At 64.8% G+C, this 24,195-nt stretch carries 24 protein-coding genes; 13 read left to right on the forward strand and 11 right to left on the reverse strand.

All coding sequences use genetic code 11. The features are described 5' to 3' along the window. Positions 1–7: 7 nt before the first annotated feature. The 4 genes from PQV96_RS01620 to apaG all read right to left on the reverse strand — a co-directional run bounded on the left by PQV96_RS01620 (position 8) and on the right by apaG (position 5,292). A complete protein-coding gene (locus PQV96_RS01620) occupies positions 8–1,132 on the reverse strand; it encodes a YbdK family carboxylate-amine ligase (RefSeq protein WP_044396431.1) in 1,125 nt (374 codons plus the stop codon). Further along, positions 1,122–2,381, reverse strand: a complete 1,260-nt coding sequence (locus PQV96_RS01625; RefSeq protein WP_142083013.1) for a cation:proton antiporter — start codon at positions 2,379–2,381, stop codon at positions 1,122–1,124. Before PQV96_RS01625 ends, PQV96_RS01620 begins: the two co-directional genes overlap by 11 nt. Before the next feature lie 524 nt (positions 2,382–2,905). Continuing rightward, positions 2,906–4,888: a site-specific recombinase gene (locus PQV96_RS01630; protein ID WP_273624358.1), complete on the reverse strand. Its 1,983-nt coding sequence runs from the start codon at positions 4,886–4,888 to the stop codon at positions 2,906–2,908. Beyond that, positions 4,885–5,292 carry a Co2+/Mg2+ efflux protein ApaG gene (gene apaG / locus PQV96_RS01635; protein WP_066695398.1) on the reverse strand — a complete coding sequence of 136 codons (408 nt, stop codon included), beginning with the start codon at positions 5,290–5,292 and terminating at the stop codon, positions 4,885–4,887. The genes PQV96_RS01630 and apaG overlap by 4 nt, the downstream gene beginning before the upstream one ends. Before the next feature lie 88 nt (positions 5,293–5,380). Between apaG and rpe the strand changes: the two genes are divergently transcribed. Beyond that, the gene (rpe, locus tag PQV96_RS01640; RefSeq protein WP_066695396.1) at positions 5,381–6,061 is read left to right on the forward strand and encodes a ribulose-phosphate 3-epimerase; all 681 of its coding nucleotides are present in this window, start codon (positions 5,381–5,383) and stop codon (positions 6,059–6,061) included. Between the two features lie 81 nt (positions 6,062–6,142). Here the strand turns inward: rpe and PQV96_RS01645 are convergent, their stop codons facing one another. After that, positions 6,143–6,520, reverse strand: a complete 378-nt coding sequence (locus PQV96_RS01645) for a hypothetical protein (RefSeq protein ID WP_273624359.1) — start codon at positions 6,518–6,520, stop codon at positions 6,143–6,145. 177 nt (positions 6,521–6,697) lie between these two features. On the opposite strand from PQV96_RS01645, the gene gph reads away from it, so the two are divergent. Continuing rightward, a complete protein-coding gene (gph, locus tag PQV96_RS01650) occupies positions 6,698–7,411 on the forward strand; it encodes a phosphoglycolate phosphatase (RefSeq protein WP_273624360.1) in 714 nt (237 codons plus the stop codon). A gap of 24 nt (positions 7,412–7,435) precedes the next feature. Here gph and PQV96_RS01655 read toward each other — a convergent pair whose 3' ends face one another. Further along, entirely contained in the window at positions 7,436–8,023 is a 588-nt protein-coding gene (locus PQV96_RS01655; RefSeq protein ID WP_044396443.1) for a chalcone isomerase family protein, read from the reverse strand. A gap of 374 nt (positions 8,024–8,397) precedes the next feature. Here PQV96_RS01655 and trpE point away from each other — a divergent pair, with 374 nt between their 5' ends. The 6 genes from trpE to trpC are packed head-to-tail and all read left to right on the forward strand — an operon-like array spanning position 8,398 to position 12,832. Then, positions 8,398–9,897 carry an anthranilate synthase component I gene (gene trpE / locus PQV96_RS01660; protein ID WP_273624362.1) on the forward strand — a complete coding sequence of 500 codons (1,500 nt, stop codon included), beginning with the start codon at positions 8,398–8,400 and terminating at the stop codon, positions 9,895–9,897. After that, entirely contained in the window at positions 9,894–10,229 is a 336-nt protein-coding gene (locus PQV96_RS01665) for a chorismate mutase (RefSeq protein ID WP_207373829.1), read from the forward strand. Before trpE ends, PQV96_RS01665 begins: the two co-directional genes overlap by 4 nt. Continuing rightward, positions 10,226–10,810 carry an anthranilate synthase component II gene (locus PQV96_RS01670; protein WP_066697265.1) on the forward strand — a complete coding sequence of 195 codons (585 nt, stop codon included), beginning with the start codon at positions 10,226–10,228 and terminating at the stop codon, positions 10,808–10,810. The genes PQV96_RS01665 and PQV96_RS01670 overlap by 4 nt, the downstream gene beginning before the upstream one ends. Before the next feature lie 46 nt (positions 10,811–10,856). Beyond that, positions 10,857–11,888 carry an anthranilate phosphoribosyltransferase gene (gene trpD / locus PQV96_RS01675; RefSeq protein WP_067513440.1) on the forward strand — a complete coding sequence of 344 codons (1,032 nt, stop codon included), beginning with the start codon at positions 10,857–10,859 and terminating at the stop codon, positions 11,886–11,888. Positions 11,889–11,895: 7 nt separating this feature from the next. Beyond that, positions 11,896–12,039, forward strand: a complete 144-nt coding sequence (locus tag PQV96_RS01680) for a hypothetical protein (RefSeq protein ID WP_167336940.1) — start codon at positions 11,896–11,898, stop codon at positions 12,037–12,039. Then, positions 12,032–12,832, forward strand: a complete 801-nt coding sequence (trpC, locus tag PQV96_RS01685) for an indole-3-glycerol phosphate synthase TrpC (RefSeq protein ID WP_066697270.1) — start codon at positions 12,032–12,034, stop codon at positions 12,830–12,832. The genes PQV96_RS01680 and trpC overlap by 8 nt, the downstream gene beginning before the upstream one ends. Positions 12,833–13,056: 224 nt before the next feature. On the opposite strand, the gene PQV96_RS01690 is transcribed toward trpC, so the two are convergent. Next, on the reverse strand, positions 13,057–13,917 hold the full coding sequence (locus PQV96_RS01690) for an MBL fold metallo-hydrolase (RefSeq protein ID WP_273624363.1): 861 nt from the start codon (positions 13,915–13,917) through the stop codon (positions 13,057–13,059). Positions 13,918–14,077: 160 nt separating this feature from the next. Between PQV96_RS01690 and PQV96_RS01695 the strand changes: the two genes are divergently transcribed. The 4 genes from PQV96_RS01695 to PQV96_RS01710 all read left to right on the forward strand — a co-directional run bounded on the left by PQV96_RS01695 (position 14,078) and on the right by PQV96_RS01710 (position 17,611). After that, on the forward strand, positions 14,078–14,509 hold the full coding sequence (locus tag PQV96_RS01695) for a YeeE/YedE family protein (protein ID WP_066697289.1): 432 nt from the start codon (positions 14,078–14,080) through the stop codon (positions 14,507–14,509). A gap of 30 nt (positions 14,510–14,539) precedes the next feature. Next, positions 14,540–14,968: a YeeE/YedE family protein gene (locus PQV96_RS01700; protein WP_066697276.1), complete on the forward strand. Its 429-nt coding sequence runs from the start codon at positions 14,540–14,542 to the stop codon at positions 14,966–14,968. A gap of 44 nt (positions 14,969–15,012) precedes the next feature. Further along, positions 15,013–16,722: a SulP family inorganic anion transporter gene (locus tag PQV96_RS01705; protein WP_273624364.1), complete on the forward strand. Its 1,710-nt coding sequence runs from the start codon at positions 15,013–15,015 to the stop codon at positions 16,720–16,722. A 160-nt stretch (positions 16,723–16,882) separates the two neighbouring features. Continuing rightward, positions 16,883–17,611, forward strand: coding sequence for a uracil-DNA glycosylase (locus tag PQV96_RS01710; RefSeq protein WP_273624365.1), 729 nt, complete (start codon positions 16,883–16,885; stop codon positions 17,609–17,611). 37 nt (positions 17,612–17,648) lie between these two features. On the opposite strand, the gene PQV96_RS01715 is transcribed toward PQV96_RS01710, so the two are convergent. The 4 genes from PQV96_RS01715 to PQV96_RS01730 form a co-directional block, all read right to left on the reverse strand. Continuing rightward, a complete protein-coding gene (locus tag PQV96_RS01715) occupies positions 17,649–18,239 on the reverse strand; it encodes a hypothetical protein (RefSeq protein WP_198847698.1) in 591 nt (196 codons plus the stop codon). Between the two features lie 153 nt (positions 18,240–18,392). Then, the gene (gene queA / locus PQV96_RS01720) at positions 18,393–19,538 is read right to left on the reverse strand and encodes a tRNA preQ1(34) S-adenosylmethionine ribosyltransferase-isomerase QueA (RefSeq protein WP_273624366.1); all 1,146 of its coding nucleotides are present in this window, start codon (positions 19,536–19,538) and stop codon (positions 18,393–18,395) included. A 79-nt stretch (positions 19,539–19,617) separates the two neighbouring features. After that, on the reverse strand, positions 19,618–20,586 hold the full coding sequence (locus PQV96_RS01725; protein WP_273624367.1) for a 1-phosphofructokinase family hexose kinase: 969 nt from the start codon (positions 20,584–20,586) through the stop codon (positions 19,618–19,620). Between the two features lie 88 nt (positions 20,587–20,674). Continuing rightward, positions 20,675–21,955, reverse strand: a complete 1,281-nt coding sequence (locus tag PQV96_RS01730) for an HD-GYP domain-containing protein (RefSeq protein WP_273624368.1) — start codon at positions 21,953–21,955, stop codon at positions 20,675–20,677. Between the two features lie 109 nt (positions 21,956–22,064). On the opposite strand from PQV96_RS01730, the gene recG reads away from it, so the two are divergent. Further along, entirely contained in the window at positions 22,065–24,185 is a 2,121-nt protein-coding gene (gene recG, locus PQV96_RS01735) for an ATP-dependent DNA helicase RecG (RefSeq protein WP_273624369.1), read from the forward strand. Positions 24,186–24,195: the final 10 nt, after the last annotated feature.

Here is a 24,195-nt window from a genome sequence, read left to right on the forward strand (position 1 = left end):
GCACTGCTCAGACAGGTGCGCCGCGAAAGCGCTGCGCTGCCTGGCGGCTGACCTCGGCCAGCAACTGTTCCTGGCGCTGGCGGTCGCGCAGCCAGCGGGCGTCGTTTTGGCCGGCCTGGGTGTCGGTGCGCAGCAGGTGCAGGGCGTTCGAGGCGCCATGCGCCGCAGCGTGGCCGGCGATCTTGTCCATGGTCATCAGGATGTGCTCGCGCAGCGGCATGTGGTCGCCCGTGGCGGGGTCCACGTACACCGCCTCCATGCCGAAGCGGCAGGCCTGGAAGCGGTTGTAGGTGTAGACGAGGTAGTCGTCTTCCTGCGGCATGAAGGGCTCGTCGGCCAGGAACCATGCGCCCAGCGACTGCACGTAGCCCGCCAGGGCCGCGGCCCGTTCGATGGTGAGCGGGGTGTCGAACACGCGGATCTCGATGGTGCCGAACTCGGGCTTGGGGCGAATGTCCCAGTAGAAGTCCTTCATGCTCTTCACCACCCCGGTGCGGGTCATCTTGTCGAAGTAGGCGGTGAAGTCTTCCCACGTCAAAGCAAACGGTGCGCGGCCCGACAGCGGGAAGGCAAACACCGAGTTGAGCCGCGCCGAATCAAAGGCCGTGTCTTGCCCCTGCACGTAGGGGCTGGAGGCCGACAGCGCGATGAAGTGCGGGATGTAGCGGCTCATGCGGTGCAGCATGAGCAGGGCCGCGTTGGCGCTGGGGCAGCCAATGTGCACGTGCTGGCCAAAGATGGTGAACTGCTTGGAGAGGTAGCCATACAGCTCCGACAGTTCGCGGAAGCGCGGCTTGTCGTAGATACGGCGCTCATGCCACTGCTGGAAGGGGTGCGTGCCACCGCCCACCACGGCGATGTTGAGCTTGTCGGCGCTTTTGACCAGCGCATCGCGGATGGGGGTGAGCTGGCCCACCACTTCGCTGGCCGAGTGGCAGATGCCGGTGGAGATTTCGATCATGCTGTTCGTCATCTCGGGCACCACGCTGCCGGGCAGCGGGGTTTTCTTCATCAGGCGCAGCATGTCTTCCGCATACGGGGCAAGGTCGTAGTCGTTGGTGTTGACCAGCTGCAACTCCAGCTCGACGCCCAGCGTCAGCGGCTCGGAATGGTGGAAGGCTTCAAGACTCATTCGATTCTCCGTTGCGGCCACCGCGCAGCAGCGGTGCCCAGGGTTTCGAGCTTTCGCCCGCACGGTAGATGGCCACGGTGGCAATCACGGCGCCCAGCACTTCCATCAGCAAGATGGCGGGCAGCGCCACGCTGGCAATCTGGTAGCCGGTGGAGGGCGAAGCCACCACAAACTGCGATGCAATCAGCAGCGCGATGGAGGACATGGGCGTCATCGCGCAGCCCGCCCACAGCGCCTGGCGCCAGCTGGCGCCGCTGCCCACGTTGCCCAGGCCCACGCCAACGGCTTTGGCGATCAGGCGCGCAGCAATCAGAGCCAGCACGGCGCCGGCCACGGGGCCGCTCCAGTCTGCCTGCGCGGCCACGGTGGACACCAGTACAAACATCAGCATGGTCAGCAGCGATGAGGCGTTGCCCAGCTGCCGTGGCCAGGCCCAGGGCCGGGGGTTCAATTGCTTAAGCAAGATGCCCGCCAGCAGCGCTGCCAGCGGCGCCGAGCCGCCCATGTGCGAGGCCACGGTGGAGCCCGCGGCGATGAGCGTGAGCAGCAGCATCGAGGTGTTTTCGCTGGTGGGGCTCATGAAGCGCAGTGCAGTGCGCAGCACCAGCGTGAGCACGGCCGCGACCAGAATGGACACGCCCAGCACCACCACGGCGGGCGAAATCGCATCCAGCAAGGTGGCGCTTTGCCGGTTCATCTGCTCGGACCAGGCGGAGCCCAGCGTCAGCGCGTACAGCGTGGACAACGTGGCCAGCACCACGGCGCGTTCCGTCACCGGCCCGGCGGCCCGGGTGTCGGCCACCACGCGTGTCAGCACGGCGGGCGAAGCGGCCAGCGCCACCAAGGCCAGCGGCCCGGCCACCTGGGTGGGCTGATCCAGCCACAACAGCACCGCATACACGGCAAAGTACGTCAGGGCCGACTCGGCAATGCTTTGCACCAGCACCATGGGGTTGTGGCGGAACCACCGCAGCGAGATACGGCCACCGCATTCAAACAGCACCAGCGCAATGCCCAGCTCCAGCAGGAACAGGCCAATGCCCTGCAAAGGCCACACCGCGCCGCTGAAGCCGGCCAGCCCGGCGGCCGTGCCTACCAGCGAATAGCCCAGCACCTTGGGCAGACCGGTGTGGCGCTGGATGAGGTAGCCCGCCATGGCAGCAACCGCCAGCAGCAGTGACCACTGCACGGTGGGCAGTCCCGCCGATGGCCTGAGCCACTGGGCCCAAAAACTCATAAGTTCATTCATGTGGTGGTGACCTCGGGTGGAAACGGGCCTGCGGCCCGGAGGTGGAACAAAACGCCCGGTGCCTTGGTGCGCCCATTGCAGTGCAAGCGGGGCGCTGCACCTGCGGAGCATGCATGGGCTGGGCGAGCGGTGGTGCATCCAGCGCGGCGGCTGGCGTTTGTGCGACCCCCGGCAAGCCCTGCAGGCTCATGTCCTGCAAAAGGGTTCGGTGACAGGCAGGCTGGGGGCAAAAACTGCACACGGGCCAACGAGCCAACAGGACTCTGGGACGAGTCTGCGACCGAACGCAGGGGGCGCTCAACCACCCGACCGTACCAGATACCCGCCGCGCGGATCAACCGCTCTTTGCATCAGCAAAGGTCAGCGGCGCATTCAAGCAACTCCCTTCAGAGCGTTCACAGAGACGTTTTTTGACGTACCGCCAGACTCTACGGGTTGCAACAGGATGTGTGTGTAGGACAGTTTCGTCTGTCGCCACCGGTGTCCTGGCGGTGTCAAAACGCGCGGGCACGCAGAGAAGACTCTCAGGCAGCCCGTGCGCGTTCAGGTCGGAAAAAGCTCAACGGTGCGCTGCGCAGGCGGGCCCGGATCGCTGCATAAATGCGCGAGCGCTCCACGCCGCTGACGTTGCGGGCGCGCATGGCCAGATTGAATGCCAGGTAGAAGCTCACACCCACGTTGAACGCCCCCAGCAAGGGCAACGTGGCAACTGCCCACCAGAAGCCGGGCTGGTGCAATACATCCAGCCCTAGCGTGGCGCAGGCAGCGGCAATCTGGCCCGCCGACAAGGTGACATGGCGCACATCCAGCCCCAGGCCGAAGAAGGTGGCAATCACGGGTACCAGGCCCAGCATGAACCCCAGTGAAATGTTGGCCGCAAAGCCCGAGATGTTCTCGCGCAGGAAGTGCGCCCAGCGCGCCGCGCGCGCAGTGCCCAGCAGGCGGGTGATGCGTGGGTTGTATTGAATGGCCGAGTCCATGCGCGCCAGCACGAACCAGTTTTCCGTCCACCCGGCAATGATGCTGGAGGCAAACAGCAGCACGCCTGTGAAGGCAGCAAAAAACACCGATGGGCCCAGCAGGTGCAGCGACTCCAGCACATGCAGCGCCTGCTTTTCCGAGATGGGCGGTGTGCCCAGGGTGTGGAGCATGAGCAGTGCAATGCCCAGCACCACAGGCATCACCACCAGCACGTTGCCCAGCACTGCGGCTACCTGCGATCGCACCAGATGGGTGATCTCGTCCACAAACGACTCGATGGCGTCGCCGCAGCCCAGTTCTTTGAGCTTGGCCGCCATGGCCGGGGCGGTCATGGCTGGCTGCTTGGTGGCCACCGTGAAATGCAGCAACTGCACCAGCACAAAGCTCACTGCATAGTTCACACCCGCCCAGAAGCCCGCCCAGAAGGCCGACAGCGCCAGGGCATACAAGCCAAACTTGATCAGCGTGGTGAACGCAATCACCAGCCCGCCGCCCGCTGCCTTGTGGACCATGGAGCGGTATTCGGCTGGCGTGCGGGTGATGTAGTGCTCGCCGGTTTCTGCGCTGCGCTCGGCCACCTTGGCCGCGACCAGCGAGGAGTTGGAGGCGAACAGCGCGCGCAGACTGCGCCGCTCCTGGCCCACCTGCACCAGCGAAGACATCAGCCGGGCGGCCGCCAGGGCGGGCTTGGGCGACAGCAGGCAGTCGAGCAGCAGCCGCACGCGCACGATGCGCTCGCGCAGCTGGCGCAGGCGGAACACCAGCCCGACGGAGATGCCGTTGTCTTCAAAGTGCGTGTACACCGTGGCCGTGGCGGCGCGGCAGGCCTCCAGCCGCTCGCGCAGGCGCTGCGCGGCTTCGTTGAGCCGGTCGGGGGTGCGCAAGGCGTGCAGCACCTCCACGCGCAGGCTCTCCACGTCGCGGATCAGCGCATGGAAGGGCTGGGCTTCGCGCGCCTCTTCGCTCATGCGAAGGCGCAGTTCAGGGGCAAACCCGGTCGAGAGGATTTGTCCCGCGCAGTAGGTGATGGCGTTGAGCAGCGCGTGGCGCCACAGCGAGAGGCCGCTTTCCTCGCCCGGCGGCACCAGCAGGGCGGCCAGGCGGTTGAGCTGTGCTTCGTCCAGCGCGGCCATCCATTGCGCGTCAAATTCATGGGGCACTGCCAGCACGAACAGTTCAGACGCATCGATCGTGTCCGGCGTGCCCGGCAGCCACTTGGTGCGCAGGCGCGCCGCCAGCTCGCTCACAAAAGCGGTGCGTGGCGCAAAGCCGAAGTCGGCCAACAAGGTGGTGATATCTACCGTGTCCACCAGCTGCGCCCACCAAGCCTGCAGGCGCGCGCGCAGCTCTGGCCGGGCTTCGACCGCATCCAGAAAAAGCTGCAGTCTGGCCGTGGCGCCGGGCACGGAGTCGCGATCGCCGCGCACCCATTCCAGCAAATGGATGAGCCAGAGGTGGCGGTGGGGAAGGTCGGCCTCGGGGTCCAGTTCCGCCAGCAGGCGCGCCAGGTCGGTGGGGCGGCTCAATGCAGCACCCTTCCGTTCAGGGGCTCGCCTGTGGGGCCGTGGTGAATGGCTTCCAGCACAAACAGGGGAACGGGCGTGGCGAAAGGCTCGCCGTCTTCGGCCACGCAGTGGAACGTGCCGTGCATGGTGCCGCTGGCCGTGCGCAGGCGGCACCCGCTGGTGTACTGGAAGGCCTCACCCGGCTTGAGCAGGGGCTGTTGCCCCACCACACCCAGGCCTTTGACCTCTTCGGTGTGGCCGCGGGCGTCACTGATGATCCAGTGCCGCGAAATCAGCTGGCCGGGGGCGTCGCCCGTGTTGGTGATGGTGATGGTGTAGGCGAAGGCAAACACCTCGCGTTCTGGCTCCGATTCCTCGGGCAGGTATTCGGGCAGAACTTCCACCGCAAACTGGTACTTTGGCATGGGCCGAATGGTAACCGTGCGGGGTGTGAGCGCGTGCCCTTGGGCAAGGCAAAACCCCGCAGCGTTCCAGCTTTGCGACAATCGGGGGATGAGCCGCACCTTCCAAATCGCCCCCTCCATCCTCTCTGCCGACTTTGCCCGCCTGGGCGAAGAAGTGCGCAATGTCATTGCCGCTGGCGCCGACTGGATCCACTTCGACGTGATGGACAACCATTACGTGCCCAACCTCACTTTCGGCCCCATGGTGTGCCAGGCCCTCAAGCCGCACGCCAAAACGCCAGCGGGCGTAGCGGTGCCGATTGATGTGCACCTGATGATCCAGCCAGTGGACGCGCTGGCCGCCGCGTTTGCCGACGCTGGCGCTGACTACATCAGCTTCCACCCAGATGCCTCGGGCCATGTGCACCGCAGCATCCAGGCCATCCGGTCCAAGGGCGTGAAGCCCGGTCTGGTGTTCAACCCTGCCGAGCCGCTGGATGTGCTGGACTGGGTGATTGACGACATCGACCTCATCCTCATCATGAGCGTGAACCCCGGCTTTGGTGGCCAGAGCTTCATCGACTCGGCCCTGCGCAAGATCGAAGCCGTGCGCAAGCGCATCGACGCTTCGGGCAAGGACATCCGCCTGGAAGTGGATGGCGGCATCAAGGCCGACAACATTCGCCGCGTGGCCGATGCCGGTGCTGACACCTTTGTGGCGGGTAGCGCGATTTTCGGCAAACCGGACTACAAGTCGGTGATCGACGCCATGCGCGTTCAGCTGGCCTGACGCACCCAAACAAGCTGCGGGGGGTTGTGGTAGCCCCCGCTTTCGCTCGGGCGCCGAGCCTGCCCCACACGGTGCCGGGGTTCAGCGCGGCTCGTAGGTGGTGGTGACGGATTCGCGCAGCAACCCGCCGCCTGCGACGGAGCCACTGGCGGTGGACTCCAGCCGACGCACACATTCCGCCTGGTCGGCGGCCTCCTGAAAAACCTTGCAGCGCTCACGGGCGTTGGCCTCAGCGGCGGTGCCGGGGCTGCTCAACTGGCCTTTGGCCGCAGCATCGCGTGCGGCGCTGGCTTCGCGCAGGCAGGTAGCCTGGGAGTCCTGGGTGTTTTGGGTCATGCAGGCGCGCCGTTCTTCTTCGTAGCGGGCGCGGGCGTCATTCGCGGGCTGGGCCAGGGCGGTGGCGCAGGCCAAGGCGGCTGCCATGGTGCAGGTTGATGTCAAAAATGCTGTGCGTTTCATGGATATTCCTTGCGATAAGCCAGGGAAATGAAGGCAAAGCATAAAAGCCTGAGCGGCCGGGCATTGTCAGACGAGGCCTGCCCTGGGCGTACGCGGCGGGGCGCCGTGGCGTGCTGGCGCTGGTCTATATTCAGGCGCTTTCATCGCTGTGCTGGCGCCTTTCCGCCCCTTCTTCCTGTGAACCTGAATACCCTGAACCCCAGCGGCGTAGACGCCGTCATCGTCGATCTGGATGGCACCATGGTGGACACCATGGGTGACTTCAACGAAGCATTGAACCGCATGCTGCGCGATCTGAGCCTGCCCCCCATTGCCGCCGATCAGGCCGAGAACATGGTGGGCAAGGGCTCGGAGCATTTGCTGCGTTCGGTGCTAAAACACGTTCTAGCGCCCGTGGAACAAGCGCAGGCAGCTATCAAAATTGAAGCGCTGTTTCCGCAAGCCTGGGCCCGCTACCAGCACCACTACCTGGAAATCAACGGCAGCCATTCGGCCGTGTACCCCGGCGTGGTGCAGGGGCTGCAAGCCTTGCAGGGGGCGGGCCTGCCGCTGGCTTGCCTGACCAACAAGCCGCTGGCGTTCGCTCAGCCACTGCTCCAGGCCAAAGGCCTGGATGGTTTTTTTGCACGCGTGTTTGGCGGCGACAGCTTTGAGCGCAAAAAGCCCGACCCGCTGCCCCTGGTCAAGACCTGCGAAGCGCTGGGCACCTCCGCCGCGCGCACGCTGATGCTGGGCGACTCCAGCAATGACGCGCAGGCAGCACGCGCCGCCGGTTGCCCGGTGGTGCTGGTGACCTATGGCTACAACCACGGCCAGCCGGTGCGCCATGTGGACGCCGACGGGTACGTCGATTCGCTGGAACAAGTGGGGCAGTGGCTGGCCCGCCGGTGACGCGCAGGCCGTGTCTGCTCCGCGTCAGGCAGGCTTGCCCAGCAAGGCGTCTTTCAGCTTGAAGTCGGCGGGCAGGTTGCCCAGCCAGATGCCCAAGAGGGCATTGAAAAACTCAGGCTCCTTGAAGGGCTCGCCCTGGACTTTGCCCTTCACGGTGATGACAGTGCCGGTGCCAGGAATCCAGTCGATCATGAACTGATCTCCCGCCTGCAGCTTTTTGTGGTCTGAAAAGATCTGGCTCATGCGCAGCACGCCCGGCACGATGCGCGAGAACGCGGCGCGGTCCATGTTGTCTTCCATGCCTCGGGAAAACAGCTTGCCCAGTTCCGTCGAGTCGATTTCGCGCAGCATGGTGATGCTCAGGCGCTTGGGGCCGCGCTGGCTGGCTACTTCTTGTGGGGTGGAGGCTTTTTTCTCCAGGTACAGACCGGCGGTGTACACCTTGAACACCGCCTTGTAGCGCACGCCAGCGCCGTTGAGCTGCACGGTGCTATCCCCCAGCGTCTGGGTGGGTTCGTACTTCACGTCTGCCACGGTCACTGCCTGGCTCCAGGCACTGCCTGCCAGGATGAAGGCGCACACGCCCAGAGCCCATCGCTTCAAGATCGTCATCTACAGCTCCCGAAAAAAGAACGGTCGTTCGTTTAAAATTGTTGCTTGCCTCCCGGGCCTGTGCAACAGGGTTTTCGATGGGGTAGGCGTTGGTTTTGTTGTGATGGGGTTATCCGCAGGCAAATTCCCCGGGAGCCTTTGCTACACTTTGGCCCCATGTTCATTCATCACGTGTTCATCACAGGTTGCAGCGACCGGGGAGCCTGGCCCTGGCGTCAGCCTGCCGCTTTGAACGCCTGATGGCACCTGGGCCTGAGCCCGGCGTGCACCCGTGGCCTCTGCCCCATTCAGGCGGCAAGGCCGATTGAATGGACCGCAGCGCCCCCGTTTCACTACCCAGGGGATGCGCGCTGCGACAGCTGGGAGCTCTCCCCGTGATCACAGAACTTGAATTCAAAAGCCTGGCCAGCGAAGGCTATAACCGTATTCCCCTCATGGTGGAGGCCTTTGCGGACCTGGAAACCCCGCTCTCGCTGTACTTGAAGCTGGCGCACACCAAGGACGGCGGCAAGCACAGCTTTCTGCTCGAATCCGTGGTGGGCGGCGAGCGCTTTGGGCGCTACAGCTTCATCGGGCTGCCTGCCCGCACCCTGCTGTGCGCCAGTGGCTTTGGTGCCGATGCGCGCACCGAGGTGGTGACCGACGGCCAAGTGGTGGAAACCGCTGCGGGCAATCCGCTGGACTTCATTGCGGAGTACCAAAAGCGCTTCAAGGTGGCCCTGCGCCCCGGCCTGCCGCGCTTTTGCGGCGGCTTGGCGGGCTACTTTGGGTATGACGCGGTGCGCTACATCGAGAAGAAACTCGAATCCACCTGCCCCCCCGACACCCTGGGCTGCCCCGACATTCTGCTGCTGCAGTGCGAAGAGCTGGCGGTCATCGACAACCTGTCGGGCAAGCTCTACCTCATCGTCTACGCCGACCCGGCCCAGCCCGAGGCCTACACCCGGGCCAAAAAGCGCCTGCGTGACCTCAAGGAGCAGCTCAAGTATTCGGTGAGCGCCCCGGTGGTGAAGGCCACCGAAAGCCACCCCGCCCAGCGCGACTTTGCCAAGGCCGATTACCTGGCCGCTGTGGAGCGCGCCAAGGAGCTGATCGCTGCCGGTGACTTCATGCAGGTGCAGGTGGGTCAGCGCATCCACAAGCGCTACACCGAGTCTCCCTTGTCGCTGTACCGTGCGCTGCGTTCGCTGAACCCATCGCCCTACATGTATTTCTACGACTTTGGCGACTTCCATGTGGTGGGCGCCAGCCCCGAGATCCTGGTGCGCCAGGAAAAGACGGAAGAAGGCACCAAAGTCACCATCCGTCCCCTGGCTGGTACACGCCCACGCGGCGCCACCCCAGAGAAGGACAAGGCGGCCGAGGTGGAACTCATCAACGACCCCAAGGAACGCGCCGAGCATGTGATGCTGATCGACCTGGCGCGCAATGACATTGGCCGTATCGCCAAAACCGGCAGCGTGAAGGTGACGGAAGCCTTTGTGGTGGAGCGCTACAGCCATGTGATGCACATCGTGAGCAACGTGGAAGGCATCCTGCACGACGGCATGACCAGCATGGATGTGCTCAAGGCCACCTTCCCTGCAGGCACGCTGACGGGTGCGCCCAAGGTGCATGCCATGGAACTCATCGACCAGCTCGAACCTACCAAGCGTGGCCTGTATGGTGGCGCGTGTGGCTACCTCAGCTATGCGGGCGACATGGACGTGGCCATCGCCATTCGCACCGGCATCATCAAGAACGGCACGCTGTATGTGCAGGCCGCCGCCGGTGTGGTGGCCGATTCTGTGCCTGAGCTGGAATGGAAAGAAACTGAACACAAGGCCCGCGCACTGTTGCGTGCGGCCGAACTGGTGGAGGAGGGCCTCGAATGACCCGCGCAATCGACAAAGTCAAACACTGCCACACGATGCAGGATGTGCGCCGTGAAGTAAACGCGCTGGACGACGTGCTGGTGCCCCTGCTGGTGGAGCGCGTGGGCTACATGACCCAGGCCGCCCGCATCAAGCAAGACCCTGCCCAGGTGCGTGACGAAGCCCGCATCCAGGCCATTGTGGACCGCGTGCGCGAGCAGACCCTGGCCGAAGGCGGCGACGCCGATGTGATGGAAGCCATCTACCGCAGCCTCATGGAAGCCTGCATTGCCTATGAACACCGCGAGTTCGCCCGCCTGCGCGAGCCCGCCACTGCCGGGAGCGCCGCATGAAACTCTTGATGGTCGATAACTACGACAGCTTCACCTACAACATCGTCCAGTACTTTGGTGAACTGGGCGCAGAGGTGGAAGTGTTCCGCAACGACGAGATCACCGTGGCCGAGATTGAAGCGCGCCTCAATGCTGGCAAGCTGGATCGCCTGGTCATCTCGCCCGGCCCCTGCTCACCGGCCGAGGCTGGCATCTCGGTGGCTGCGATCAAGCACTTTGCGGGCAAGCTGCCCATCCTGGGTGTGTGCTTGGGCCACCAGAGCATTGGCGCAGCGTTTGGCGGCAACATCATCCGCGCGCAAGAGCTGATGCATGGCAAAACCAGCGTCATCACCACCACGCAAAAGGGCGTGTTTGCCGGGTTGCCTGAAAAGTTCACGGTCAACCGCTACCACTCGCTGGCCATCGAGCGCGCCACCTGCCCCGAGGTACTGGAAGTAACGGCCTGGACGGAGGACGGCGAAATCATGGGCGTGCGCCATAAGACGCTGCCGATTGAAGGCGTGCAGTTCCACCCCGAAAGCATCTTGACCGAGCACGGCCACGCCATGCTCAAGAACTTTTTGGAGCAGCGGGCCTGAGTGCCGCTACCGTTTCGGTCACCACCCCACACCCAGTAGGTACCCCATGCCCATCACCCCCCAGGAAGCGCTGCAGCGCACGATTGAACACCGCGAAATCTTCCACGACGAGATGCTGCACCTGATGCGGCTCATCATGAACGGCGAGCTCTCGCCCGTGATGACCGCCGCCATCATCACCGGCCTGCGCGTGAAGAAGGAAACCATTGGCGAGATCACCGCCGCCGCGCAGGTCATGCGCGAGTTCAGCACCAAGGTGCACGTTCAGGACACGACCCACATGGTGGACATCGTGGGCACGGGTGGTGACGGTGCCAACACCTTCAACATCTCCACCTGCTCCATGTTTGTGGCAGCGGCGGCGGGCGCCAAGGTCAGCAAGCACGGTGGGCGCAGTGTTTCCAGCAAGAGCGGCAGCGCGGATGTGATGGACGCTCTGGGCATCCACATCAACCTGCAGCCAGAGCAGATCGCCCAGTGCATTGCCGACGTGGGCATTGGCTTCATGTTTGCGCCCAACCACCACCCCGCCATGAAAAACGTGGCGCCGGTGCGCAAGGAGCTGGGCGTGCGCACGCTGTTCAACATCCTGGGGCCGCTGACCAACCCGGCAGGCGCGCCCAACATCTTGATGGGTGTGTTCCACCCCGACCTCGTCGGTATCCAGGTGCGCGCGCTGCAGCGCCTGGGCGCCGAACACGCGCTGGTTGTGTACGGCCGCGACGGCATGGACGAAGTGAGCCTGGGCGCCGCTACGCTGGTGGGCGAGCTGAAGAATGGCCAGATCACCGAATACGAAATCCACCCCGAAGACTTTGGCCTGCCCATGGTGAGCAACCGGGCGCTGAAAGTGGAAACGCCCGAGCAGTCGCGCCAGATGCTGCTGGATGTGCTCAGTGGTGCGACCGGCGCCGCGCACGACATCGTTTGTCTGAACGCAGGGGCGGCGCTGTATGCGGCCAATGTGGCGGCGTCCATCCAGGACGGCATCGCCAAGGCACGAGCAGCCATCGCCAGCGGCGCCGCCAAGGCCAAGCTGGAGGCACTGGTGGTGCGCACCCACGCGCTGGCGGCCTGAGGCAGCCATGTGGAGCGACCCTGGACTGTGGATCGCCCTGGGCGTATCAGCGCTGTTCATCGTGGTGGGCGTGGTGATGCACCGCGTGTTCACCAACATACTGAAACAGGGCTCTGAGGAGCCCGACAAGAAGGCTGCAAACCATGAGTGACATCCTCAACAAAATCGTCGCCGTCAAGCACGAAGAAGTGGCCGCCGCCAAAAAGCGCCTGCCGCTGCCCGCCATGCGCGCCGATGCCGAGAGCCGTGTGCTCACCCGCGACTTTGAAGGCGCGCTGCGCGCCAAGATCGCCAAGGGTCAGGCGGCGGTGATTGCCGAGGTCAAGAAGGCCAGCCCCAGCAAGGGCGTGCTGCGCGCCAACTTCGAGCCTGCCGACATTGCCCAGAGCTACATGGAAGGCGACGGCAAGGTGAGCGCGGCTTGCCTGTCGGTGCTGACCGATCGGCAGTTTTTCCAGGGCCAGCCCGACTACCTGAAGCAGGCCCGGGCCAGCACATTGCTGCCCGTGCTGCGCAAGGATTTCATGGTGGATGCGTACCAGATCTATGAGTCGCGAGCCATGGGGGCCGATGCCATTCTGCTGATCGCCGCGTGTCTGGATGACGCGCAGATGGCTGACTTTGAAGCCATCGCCCGCAGCCTGGACATGGCGGTGCTGGTAGAAGTGCACGACCGCCCCGAGCTGGAGCGCGCGCTCAAGCTCAAGACTCCGCTGGTGGGCATCAACAACCGCAACCTGCGGACGTTCGAGGTCACGCTCGATACGACCCTGGGCATGCTGAAGGACGTGCCCGCCGATCGCCTGCTGGTGACCGAATCCGGCATCCTCAAGCCCGCCGATGTGAAGACCATGCGCGACGCGGGTGTGCACGCCTTTCTGGTGGGTGAGGCCTTCATGCGGGCCGACGACCCAGGGCTGGCGCTCGCCAAACTGTTCGCCTGAGGGTTGGACGGGCGGGGCACAAGCGCTCCGCATTTCCGCGCTGCGCGGGAGGGCTTGATGGCATTTGGCGCTGCGCTTCGGTGTCAGCCCTCCGCGTCCAATTGCTGGCCCTCCAATTCAGGCTTGCAGTCCTGTGGCTTGGCCGCCGTGCAGCGTGCTGCCGTGCACATCCCGCACAGTGATCTGGGGCGGGATGCGTTTTTTTTTGAAGCCCCTGGGAGGTATCACAGCGCGTTCAGCGGGATCTTGAGGTAGCTGACGCCATTGGCCTCGGGGGGGGGCAGCTCGCCCGCGCGGATGTTGACCTGCACCGAAGGCAGGATCAGCACCGGCATGGCCAGGCCTGCATCGCGCTTTGTGCGCATGCCCACGAACTCTGCTTCGCTCACGCCATCGTGCACATGGATGTTGCGCGCGCGCTGGTCTGCCACGGTGCATTCCCATTGGGCTTCTCGCCCTTCGGGTGGGTAGTCGTGGCACATGAACAGACGTGTCTCGGGTGGCAGGCTCAGCAACTTGCGAACCGACTGGTACAGCGTGTGGGCGTTGCCGCCGGGGAAGTCGCAGCGCGCAGTGCCCACATCGGGCATGAAGAGCGTATCGCCCACGAACACCGCATCACCCACCTGGTAGGCCATGCAGGCAGGGGTGTGGCCGGGCACCGACAGCGCCTGCGCCTGCAGGGCGCCAATCGCAAAGGTGTCACCGTCTTCAAACAGGTGGTCGAACTGGCTGCCGTTGGTAGCGAATTCAGGCTCCAGATGGAAGATGCCCTTGAACACGTTCTGCACCTGGGTGATCTTGCCGCCGATGGCAATCTTGCCGCCCAGGTGCTTGCGCAGGTACGGCGCCGCCGAGAGGTGGTCGGCATGGGCATGGGTTTCCAGAATCCAGTCCACCGTCAGGTTCTGCTCGCGCACGAAAGCGATCAGCTGATCGGCTGAATCCGGGCGGGTGCGGCCGGACTTGGGGTCGTAGTCCAGTACCGAATCCACCAGCGCGCAATGGCCGCCAGGCGCATCGAACACCACATAGGACACGGTCCAGGTGGCCGGGTCAAAGAAGGCTTTCACTTGAGCTTGCATGGCAGCTCCCTACGTTTTAGAAAAAACAGAATGTGTTTGAATAATATATCAAATCATATACAATTTCCAGCCATGCGAACGCAACGATGCTGTCTTGGACATTCGGGCAGTGATCGCGGAACTGTTCAAGCCATTTTGTGAAATCAAGGAGTACAGAGACATGACGATTGACTGGAACCACTTCACCCCCTGGATGTCGCTGGCCGGCGGCATCGTGCTGGGCCTGGCCTCGGCCCTGTTCATCCTGTTCAACGGGCGGGTGCTGGGCATCAGCGGCATTGTGGGCGGGCTGCTGCGGCCCAAGACGCGCGACATCGTCTGGCGCCTGTCTTTCCTGCTGGGCATGCTGGTGGCGCCCAGCCTGTATGTGGCCTTCATCGGCCCGATGGTCGCGACCATCGACGCCAGTTGGGCCATGGTGATCGTCGCGGGCTTGCTGGTGGGCATTGGCACCCGCTACGGCTCGGGCTGCACCAGCGGCCATGGGGTGTGCGGCCTCTCGCGCATGTCGCCCCGCTCGCTGGTGGCCACGCTGTCGTTCATGGCGGCGGGTTTCATCACTGTCTTCTTGCTGCGCCACGTCTTCGCGTAAGCCGCCCGTTTTCAAGCTGAGGAGTACACCATGGCACACCGTTTGATGGAATTTGTTGTTGGTCTGTTGTTTGGCATCGGCCTCATCGTGGCAGGCATGACCGATCCGGCCAAAGTCCAGGGCTTTCTGGATCTGGCCGGGAATTGGGACCCGTCGCTCGCCTTTGTGATGGGCGGGGCCATCCTGGTCGGCATTGGCGCCTTTTTTGTGGCCCGCAAGCGCACCACCGCATTTCTGGGTGGCGCCATGCAGTTGCCCACGGCGCGCCACATCGACAAGCGCCTGGTCATTGGCAGCTTGATGTTTGGCGCAGGCTGGGGTGTGGCCGGTTTCTGCCCTGGGCCTGCCATCGTGTCGGCGGGCGCTGGCCAGCCCAAGGCCATCGTGTTCGTCATTGCGATGGTGGCTGGCATGGCCATTTTTGAATGGCTGGAATCGCGCCGCTCCACGAAAGCCTGAGCTTGACTCATCGCCTTGAGTTGTCACGGCAAGGAAGGCCCGCCATGAACCCCATTCCCGATTGGCTGCGCAACTACCGGGCCTCCTGGCTGGCCGGGGATGCGGTGGCGGGCCTGATCGTCACGGTGATGCTGATCCCGCAAAGCCTGGCCTATGCGCTGCTGGCGGGGCTTCCGGCTGAGGTGGGGTTGTACGCCAGCCTGCTGCCCATCGTGGCTTATGCGCTGCTGGGCTCCAGCATGACGCTGGCTGTGGGGCCCGTGGCTGTGGCTTCGCTGATGACAGCGAGCGCCTTGCAGCCGCTGGCTGCGGCGGGCTCGGTGCAGTATGTGCAGCTGGCCGTGTTGCTGTCGCTGCTCTCCGGGGTGATGTTGCTGGCGTTTGGCCTGTTGCGCCTGGGGTTTCTGGCGCATTTCTTGAGCCACCCGGTCATCAGCGGCTTCATTACCGGCTCTGCGGTACTGATTGCCGTGGGCCAGCTCAAGCACTTGCTGGGCGTGAAGGTGCAGGGCGAGAACGTCTTCCAGACCCTCTTCAGCCTGGCCCACGCCTTGCCCCAAACCAAGCCCGCCGTGCTGGCGCTGGGGGGCGCCAGCGTGCTGTTCCTGTGGTTCGCCCGCAAATACCTGGCCAAGTTGCTGGTGCGCACAGGTTGGCCTGCCAAAGCGGCTGACATGGCCGCCAAGCTGTCGCCGATGCTGGTGGTGGTTGTTTCCACGGCCGTCGTCAGCCTGTGGGGGCTGGACCGCAGCCACGGTGTGCCCGTGGTGGGCACCGTGCCGCAGGGCTTGCCCGCGCTGGGTCTGCCCGCCTGGGATTGGGGCTCTGTGCAGGCGCTGTGGTTGCCTGCGCTGCTGATTTCACTGGTGGGCTTTGTCGAGAGCGTGTCGGTGGCCCAGTCGCTGGCGCTCAAGCGGCAGCAACGCATTGAACCCAACCGCGAACTGCTGGGCTTGGGCGCTGCCAACCTGGCCAGCGCCGTGTCGGGGGGCTTTCCGGTCACCGGTGGGTTTGCCCGCTCGGTCGTCAATTTTGCTGCCGGTGCCAACACACCGCTGGCAGGCGTCATCTCCGCCGCGCTGATGGCGCTGGTGGTGGCTTTCTTCACCGGCTGGTTCCATGCGCTGCCCCAAGCCGTGCTGGCGGCCACCATCATCGTGGCCGTGACTGGTCTCATCGATTGGGGCACGCTGCGCGAGGCATGGCACTATGACAAGGCCGATGCGCTGTCGCTGATCGCCACCGCGTTGGGGGTGATGGCGCTGGGTGTGGAGGCAGGCATTCTGCTGGGGGTGGCGTTGTCGCTGGGCACCCTGGTGTGGCGCAGCAGCCACCCGCACATGGCCGTGGTGGGCCGGGTGCCGGGTACCGAGCACTTCCGCAACGTAGACCGGCACCAGGTCGTCACCGAGCCCGGCTTGGTGGCGGTGCGGGTGGACGAAAGCCTGTATTTCGCCAACGCCAGCGTGCTGCAAGACCGCATTGAGGCGCTGGTCCACGCCAACCCCGCCGCGCGCCATGTGCTGCTGGTGTGCTCTGCCGTCAACCAGATCGACACCACCGCCCTCGGGGTGCTGGGCGATCTGGAGCGCAGCCTGCGCGAGCGCGGCATTCGCTTTTTGCTGGCCGAGGTCAAGGGCCCGGTGATGGACCGGCTCAAGCATACTGACTTCGGTCGGCGCATGCAGGGCCAGGTGTTCCTGAGCACGCACGAGGCTTTTGCCGATGTGGCGCAGAGACACCAAGCGGGCTGAATTTTTAGATGAAATAAGGCTCTAGCGCTTGATGGGTAAGCGCGAGAAGCTATCAAAATGATAGCTTTTGATGACTATCAGTTGCACTGGAGAGCCGCAGCAGGCGTGAGGGTCGTTTCGGCCGATACTCTAGCCCCGCGCACATTCCCGCTGCTTTGCCATGACCGACTTGCTTGCCCCTGCCAACGAAGCCCCCACTCAGCTCACCTCTGCCAACCCTGCCGATTGGCCTGTGGCCCCTGGCTGGCAGCCGTTGGTGGATGAGTTTTTTGGTGGACCTGTGGGGCAAAAGCTGCTGGCTTTCTTGCAAAGCCGCATGGATGCAGGCGCCAGCATCTTCCCACCCCGCCCGCTGCGCGCGCTGGAACTGACCCCGCCCGATGCCGTGCGCGTGGTCATCCTGGGGCAAGACCCCTATCCCGGGCGTGGGCAGGCCGAAGGGCTGGCCTTTTCGGTAGCGCCCGGCGTGCGCCTGCCGCCCTCGCTACAAAACATCTTCAAGGAAATGCAGCGCGATCTGGGCGTGCCGTTTCCGCCCTTTCCCAATCCTGGTGGCAGCCTGGTGAAGTGGGCGCAAAACGGGGTGCTGCTGCTCAACACCTGCCTCACCGTGGAAGAGGGGCAAGCTGCCAGCCACGCCGGCAAGGGCTGGGAGCTGCTGACCGATGCCGTCATCCGCCATGTGGCTGAAGGGGATCGCCCGGTGGTTTTCATGCTGTGGGGCTCGCACGCACAGTCCAAACGCGCCTTCATCCCGCAGGGCCGGGGGCATCTCGTGCTCACCTCCAACCACCCCTCGCCTCTGTCGGCCTTGCGGCCACCCGTGCCCTTCATTGGCAATGGCCATTTCGGCCAGGCGCGGGCGTTCCGGGAGCGGAACCAGGGCTGAGGCGCTGCCCCACACCTTCACCGCGCTGGAGGGGGGCTTATTCCTCGGCCTTGGGTGCCAAGGGCGCCGCAGGCGACTCGCAGCCCGCAGCCTGCCCCAGCCCCTTGAGGTAGCTGCGCCGGATGGTGCCCGCTGTGATGGAGGCTTCCACCTCGCGGCTGTACTTCTCGGCGCCCGTCAGCTTGCGCACCCAGCTGCGCATGGGCACAACGTCTTCTGCTGCGCCTCTCACGGCGCCGATGGCTCCCTTCTTCGCTGCGCCCGCACCCCGCTCAATCAGACTGGGGTTGGTTGAGGTGGAAGGGGTGTCCAGATCGGCCCCCAGCACCGCATCCAGTGACCGCACCTGCTCTGCCAGCGCTTGGCAGCTGCGGTCGGTCGGCAGGGCGTAAGGGGCTTGGCGGGCTGCCGCCAGCTGCGGCGGAATGTTTGCCTTCACCAGATTCAGGTCTGACAGCGGAGGCGTGATGGCACGGCCCACCTCCGATGCTGTATCGGAAGACTGTGGCGCCCCATGCGCTGTGCCTGCGGCTGCCTTGGTGTTCTTGTCAGTCGGGTTGGCGGCACAGCCCCCGAGCAGCAGAACACAGGAAAGCGCCACGGGGTGGAGGGAGAGGGTTTTTCTCATGAGGGGAGGTCTTGCAACGTGTGCCAGCTCAAATGTGTGCTGGTTAGTCGCGGCGAGTGTAGGCCCGGTATGTTGTGCCTTGCCCCTCTTGATGGCATCCAATCGTAAACAGGTGTGACGATTTGCTCGGCGTGGCGGTGCTAGGTCGTTGGATCAGTTGGCGGCCTTGGCGCGCTCCAGCAGCATCGCATCCCCATAACTAAAAAAGCGGTAGCGCTGTGCAATGGCGTGGCGGTACAGGCCCATGATGTGGGCGTAGCCCGCAAACGCGCTCACCAGCATCATCAAGGTGCTTTTGGGCAGGTGGAAGTTGGTGATCAGCACATCCACCATCTTGAAGCTGAACCCTGGGGTGATGAAGATGTTGGTGTCACCCGTGGTCTTGCCGCTTTGGGCCCACGATTCCAGCGTGCGCACGGTGGTGGTGCCCACAGCTACCACGCGGCCACCGCGCTGGCGGCAGCGCTCCAGGGCAGCCAGGGTGGCCAGGGGCACTTCGTACCACTCGCTGTGCATCTGGTGTTCGGCCAGGTTCTCCGTTTTGACCGGTTGGAAGGTGCCTGCGCCCACGTGCAGGGTGACGCTGGCGCGCTCGATGCCGCGCGACTGCAGCTCGGCCAGCACGCCTTCGTCAAAGTGCAGCGCGGCGGTGGGGGCAGCAACGGCGCCGGGGTTGCGGGCAAACACGGTTTGGTAGCGCTGGCTGTCTTCCGCCTCGTCAGGGTCGTGGTCGGTGTTTTGCTGGCGTTCGATGTAGGGCGGCAGCGGCAGGTGGCCGTGGCGGTCCATCAACTCCCACGGCGTCTCGCCTGCGGGGCCTTGCAAGGCAAAGCGGAACAGCGGGCCGTCTTCGGTGGGCCAGCGGCCCAGCAGCCTGGCATCAAAGCCGCCCGCGTGGCGGCCGCCGGCCATGTGCACGGTGCTGCCGGGCAGGGGCTTTTTGCTGACCTTCATGTGGGCTACCACTTCATTCCCTGCGCTTCCAGCTTCGGCGGGCAGGACGCGCTCGATCAGCAGTTCCAGCTTGCCGCCACTGGCCTTCTCGCCAAAGATGCGGGCCTTGACGACGCGGGTGTCGTTGAAGACGAGCAGATCGCCTTCGCGCAGCAGGCCGGGCAGTTCACGGAAGATACGGTCTGCGGGCGCCATGGCGCGGCCGTCGAGCAGGCGCGATGCGCTGCGCTCGGGGGCGGGGTGCTGTGCGATGAGTTCGGGAGGCAGCGAGAAGTCGAAGTCGCTGAGGGTGTAGGCGTGTGGTGCCAGGGGGGCGCCAGGGGCGGAGAGCGAAAGATCGGTCATGAGCTTGAGGGCCGAACGGGCCCGTGCCAAGAAAAAAGGGCGCTATTGTCCCACGCCCCGATGCGCTCGGTGTGGCGGTTCAGCGGGCCACAGTGATCACCTGCGGCACGGGCACCTGGGCGTGCAGGCGGTGGATGTCTGCGGCCTGTGCCAGCGCGGTGCCGGGCGACAGCAAGGCGGCGGCCCCGGCAGCCACGCCCCAGCGCAATGCCTCGGGCGGTGTGTCGCCACGTTCCAGCGCCCAGACCAAGGCCGCCAAAAAGCAATCGCCCGCCCCGGTGGTGCCGGTGGTGGTTGGCACCGCCAGCGCTGGTGCGTGCCATACGCCGTCGCGGCGGGCCAGCACGGCGCCTTGCTCGCCCATGGAAACAGCCACCGTACTGGCAGCGCCTTGCTGCACCAGGGTGAAGGCGGCGTCACCGCATTCCTGCACGGTGTTCAGCGGCTGTTGCAGCAAGTCGCGCAACTCGCGCAGGCTGGGCTTGACGAGCGCCACTCCCACTTCCAGCGCTGCCGCCAGCGCGGCGCCCGAGGTGTCGAGCGCAAGCGGTGTTCCTTGCTGTTGGGCTGCGCGGGCCAGTTGCGCATAAAAGTCGTGCGGCATTCCGGGTGGCAGACTGCCGCTGGCGATGACCCACCGGGCGAGTTGCGAACCCGGCTCTGCGGTTGGCAGCAGGGCCTCTAGCAGGGCTTGGGATTGCGTGTGGTCCACCGTGGGGCCTGGCAGCACGAACCGAAACTCCTGGCCAGTGCGGGTCTCCAGCACCGACATGTTTTCACGGGTATCGCCAGCGATGGCGTGCATCTGGCATGCCACCCCTTCTTGCTGCAGCAGTGCTTGCAGTTGCGCGCCTGCAGGGCCGCCCACCAGGGCCCGTGCCTCTACCGCAGCGCCCAGGCGGTGCAGCACCCGGGCCACATTGATGCCGCCCCCGCCGGGGTAGCGCTGCACCGTGCCGCACCGCAGCTTGTGGGTGGGCAGCACCTGCACGGTGCTGGTGGCAATGTCTAGCGCGGGGTTGGGGGTAAGGGTTAGAAAAGAGGTCATGGCGCGGCGCGTGGGTGGCGTCAGGTGACTGGCCTTCGGCGGTGCAGCGGCGTGCCGAAGGCGCTGGGGTCGGGGCTACCCGTGGGGGTTACCAGGGGCGCTCTGGCAGGCCCGACCACAACTCGTTGAGGTCTGGAAACCGCCATTTGTCAGGGTCTTCGCGGGCGACGATTTTTTCGTTGCAGCCCGGCTCGGCCAGGTTCACCACTTCAGGGGGGATGCGCAGGTCTGACTTGGTGGAGAAGAACACCTTCACGCGCGGCGAGGTGAGGGACTTTTCGCCTTGCTCTGTCACCACGCCAATGCGGCCGGATGACAGCCGCACGAGCGAGCCCACCGGGTAGATGCCGATGCTTTTGACGAAGGCCTGGAACAGGCGCGGGTCGAAGTGCCCTTTGGTCCACTCCGCCATGCGGCGAATGGATTCGGAAGGATCCCAGCCGCGCTTGTAAGGGCGGTCAGACGTGATGGCGTCGTACACGTCACAGATGGCCGTCATGCGCGCGATCAGCGAGATCTGGTCGCCCTGCAGCTTGTCGGGGTAGCCGGTGCCATCCATTTTTTCGTGGTGGTGCAGGCAGGCGTCAAGTACCGAGTCTTCGACATTGCCGCCTTCCTTGAGCAGGTTGTAGCCCTCGACCGGGTGGCTCTTGACCACCGCGAACTCGCTGTCTGTGAGCTTGCCAGGCTTGTTCAGAACGGGCAGCGGGATGGCGGCCTTGCCCAGGTCGTGCAGCAGGCCGGCCATGCCGGCGCTGCGGGTGTGTTCTTCGCTCAGACCAATCTGCTTGGCCAAGGCCACCATCATGGCGCACACGGCCACGGAATGCATATAGGTGTAGTCGTCGGCAGTTTTCAGGCGGGCCAGGCTGATGAGTGCGCCGGGGTTGCGTCTGACGGAGTCCGAAATCTCTTCCACCAGGCTTTGCGCGTTGGCCGCGTCCACCACCTTGCCCATGCGCGCTTCGTTGAACATCGAAACGACGGCACGTTTGGACTCGCTACAAATGGAGGCAGCCAGTTGGATTTCATCTTGCATCGACGTGGGCTCGCGGCCCCGACGCGGCAGCACAGGGCGGGGCGGCTCTTCGATGACGATGGCTGGCATGTCTTCCAGCTGGGCAAACTCTGAATCGATCTGCAGGTCAGCCTCTTCGCGCGAGACGGAGCTCACCCCCGCCGCCACATCCAGCCCCTTGGAGGTGTCGATCCACACCTCATCGATTGCGGTGGCCAGGATGCGCTCCAGATCCTTGGGGTCCTTCAGGAGGAACTTTGCACGCCAGAACGGGTGCTCCATCCACGAGCCGCAGAATTCGTGCAGGTACATGCCCAGGATGAGATTTTTGGTACTGATTCGCTTGAGCATGACAACTATCCAGAACGCAAACTAACGCAATCGCAGGGGCCGGGGCTTTATCCATGTTAGCCTTTTCGCCCCGCCTCTCGCCCTCCATTGTCCTCCCACTTTGAAGAAAATGCCCGCAGTTTCGAGGCCCGCCGCCCCGGCCGCCCCCAGCGCTGCCCAAAAAGCCTTGCAAAAGATGGGGCTGCGCCGCGATATCGACCTGGCTTTGCACCTGCCGCTGCGTTACGAGGACGAAACCCGCATCACCCCCCTGGCCAGCGCCCGCGATGGGCAGACGGTGCAGATCGAGGCCACGGTGACGGCCTGCGAGGTGCAGCTGCGCCCGCGCCGCCAGTTGCTGGTGCAGGTGGAAGACGCCACGGGCAGTTGCGAGCTGCGGTTTTTCAGCTTCTACCCCTCGCACCAGAAGACCATGGCGGTGGGCAACCGCTTGCGCATTCGGGGCGAGGTCAAGGGGGGCTTTTGGGGGCGGCAGATGCTGCACCCGGCGTTCCGGCTGGCGGGGGGCGAATTACCCGCAGCCCTCACGCCCGTTTACCCCACCACCGCCGGGCTGCCCCAGCCGTATCTGCGGCGCGCTGTGGTCAGCGCCCTGGGGCGGGTGGATTTATCAGACACCCTGCCGCCGGGGGCGGAGCCTCCTTATGCCATTTATTTGAATCAAAATGGCATCCAGCGCTCGTGGGGATTGCGCGAGGCGCTCACTTTTTTGCATCACCCCACGCCGGATGTGGCCCTGTCCACCCTGGAAGACCACAGCCACCCCGCCTGGCAGCGCCTGAAAGCCGAGGAGTTGCTGGCTCAGCAGCTCTCGCAATACCAGTCCCGCCGTGAACGCGACCGGCTGCGCGCCCCGGTGCTGCGCCCCCAGCCTGCGCAAGATGGTGCGCTGCCCCTGCACGAACAGCTCATGGCCGTGCTGCCGTTCGACCTCACGGCCGCCCAGCGCCGTGTGGGTGAAGAAATCGCCGCCGACCTGGCCCGCCGTGTGCCCATGCACCGGTTGTTGCAGGGTGATGTGGGCTCGGGCAAAACCATTGTGTCGGCCCTGGCCGCCTGCCTGGCCATGGATGCGGGCTGGCAATGCGCGCTGATGGCGCCCACCGAAATCCTGGCCGAACAGCACTTTGCCAAAATGATCGGCTGGCTGGAGCCGCTGCTGGCCGCACGCGGCCGCAAGGTGGCCTGGCTGGTGGGCGGGCAGAAAAAGAAGGACCGCACCGCCATGCTGGCCCTGGTGGCGAGCGGCGAGGCCGCGCTGGTGGTGGGCACCCACGCCGTGATCCAGGAGCAGGTGCAGTTCAAGAACCTGGCGCTGGCCATCATCGACGAGCAACACCGCTTCGGCGTGGCGCAGCGGCTGGCGCTGCGGCAAAAGCTCGCAGCCCAAGGCATGGAGCCGCACATGCTGATGATGAGCGCGACCCCCATCCCGCGCACGCTGGCGATGAGCTACTACGCCGACCTGGATGTATCGGTCATCGACGAATTGCCCCCAGGCCGCACCCCCATCGTCACCAAGCTGATCGCCGACAGCCGCAAGGACGAGGTGATCGAACGCATCGGCGCGCAGGTGGAGGCCGGACGGCAGGTGTACTGGGTATGCCCGTTGATCGAAGAGAGCGAGGCGCTGGACCTCTCCAACGCCACCGCCACCCACGCCGATTTGAGCGAGGCCCTGCCCGGCGTGATGGTGGGCTTGCTGCACTCGCGCATGCCCACGGCAGAGAAGAAGGCCGTGATGCAGCTTTTTTCCAGCGGCCAGATGGGCGTGCTGGTCAGTACCACGGTGATCGAAGTGGGCGTGGACGTTCCCAACGCCTCACTCATGGTCATTGAACACGCCGAGCGTTTTGGCCTGAGCCAGCTGCACCAGCTGCGCGGCCGGGTGGGGCGCGGCGCGGCGGCCTCGGCCTGCGTGCTGCTGTATTCCACTAACGACAGCGGCCGCGTGGGCGAAACCGCCAAGGAGCGCCTGCGCGCCATGGCCGAGACCAACGACGGCTTCGAGATCGCCCGGCGCGACCTGGAAATCCGCGGCCCCGGCGAGTTTCTGGGCGCCCGCCAGTCGGGCGATGCGCTGCTGCGTTTTGCCGACCTGGCGACCGATACGCACCTGCTCGAATGGGCGCGGGAGCTGGCCCCCCAGATGCTTGATCGCTACCCCGAATTGGCGGCCAAACACGTGGCGCGCTGGTTGGGGGGAAAATCGGACTACCTCAAAGCATGAGACGCCGCCC

Origin of the sequence: Acidovorax temperans (assembly GCF_028596105.1) — a bacterium.
GTDB classification, from domain to species: Bacteria; Pseudomonadota; Gammaproteobacteria; order Burkholderiales; family Burkholderiaceae_C; genus Acidovorax; species Acidovorax temperans.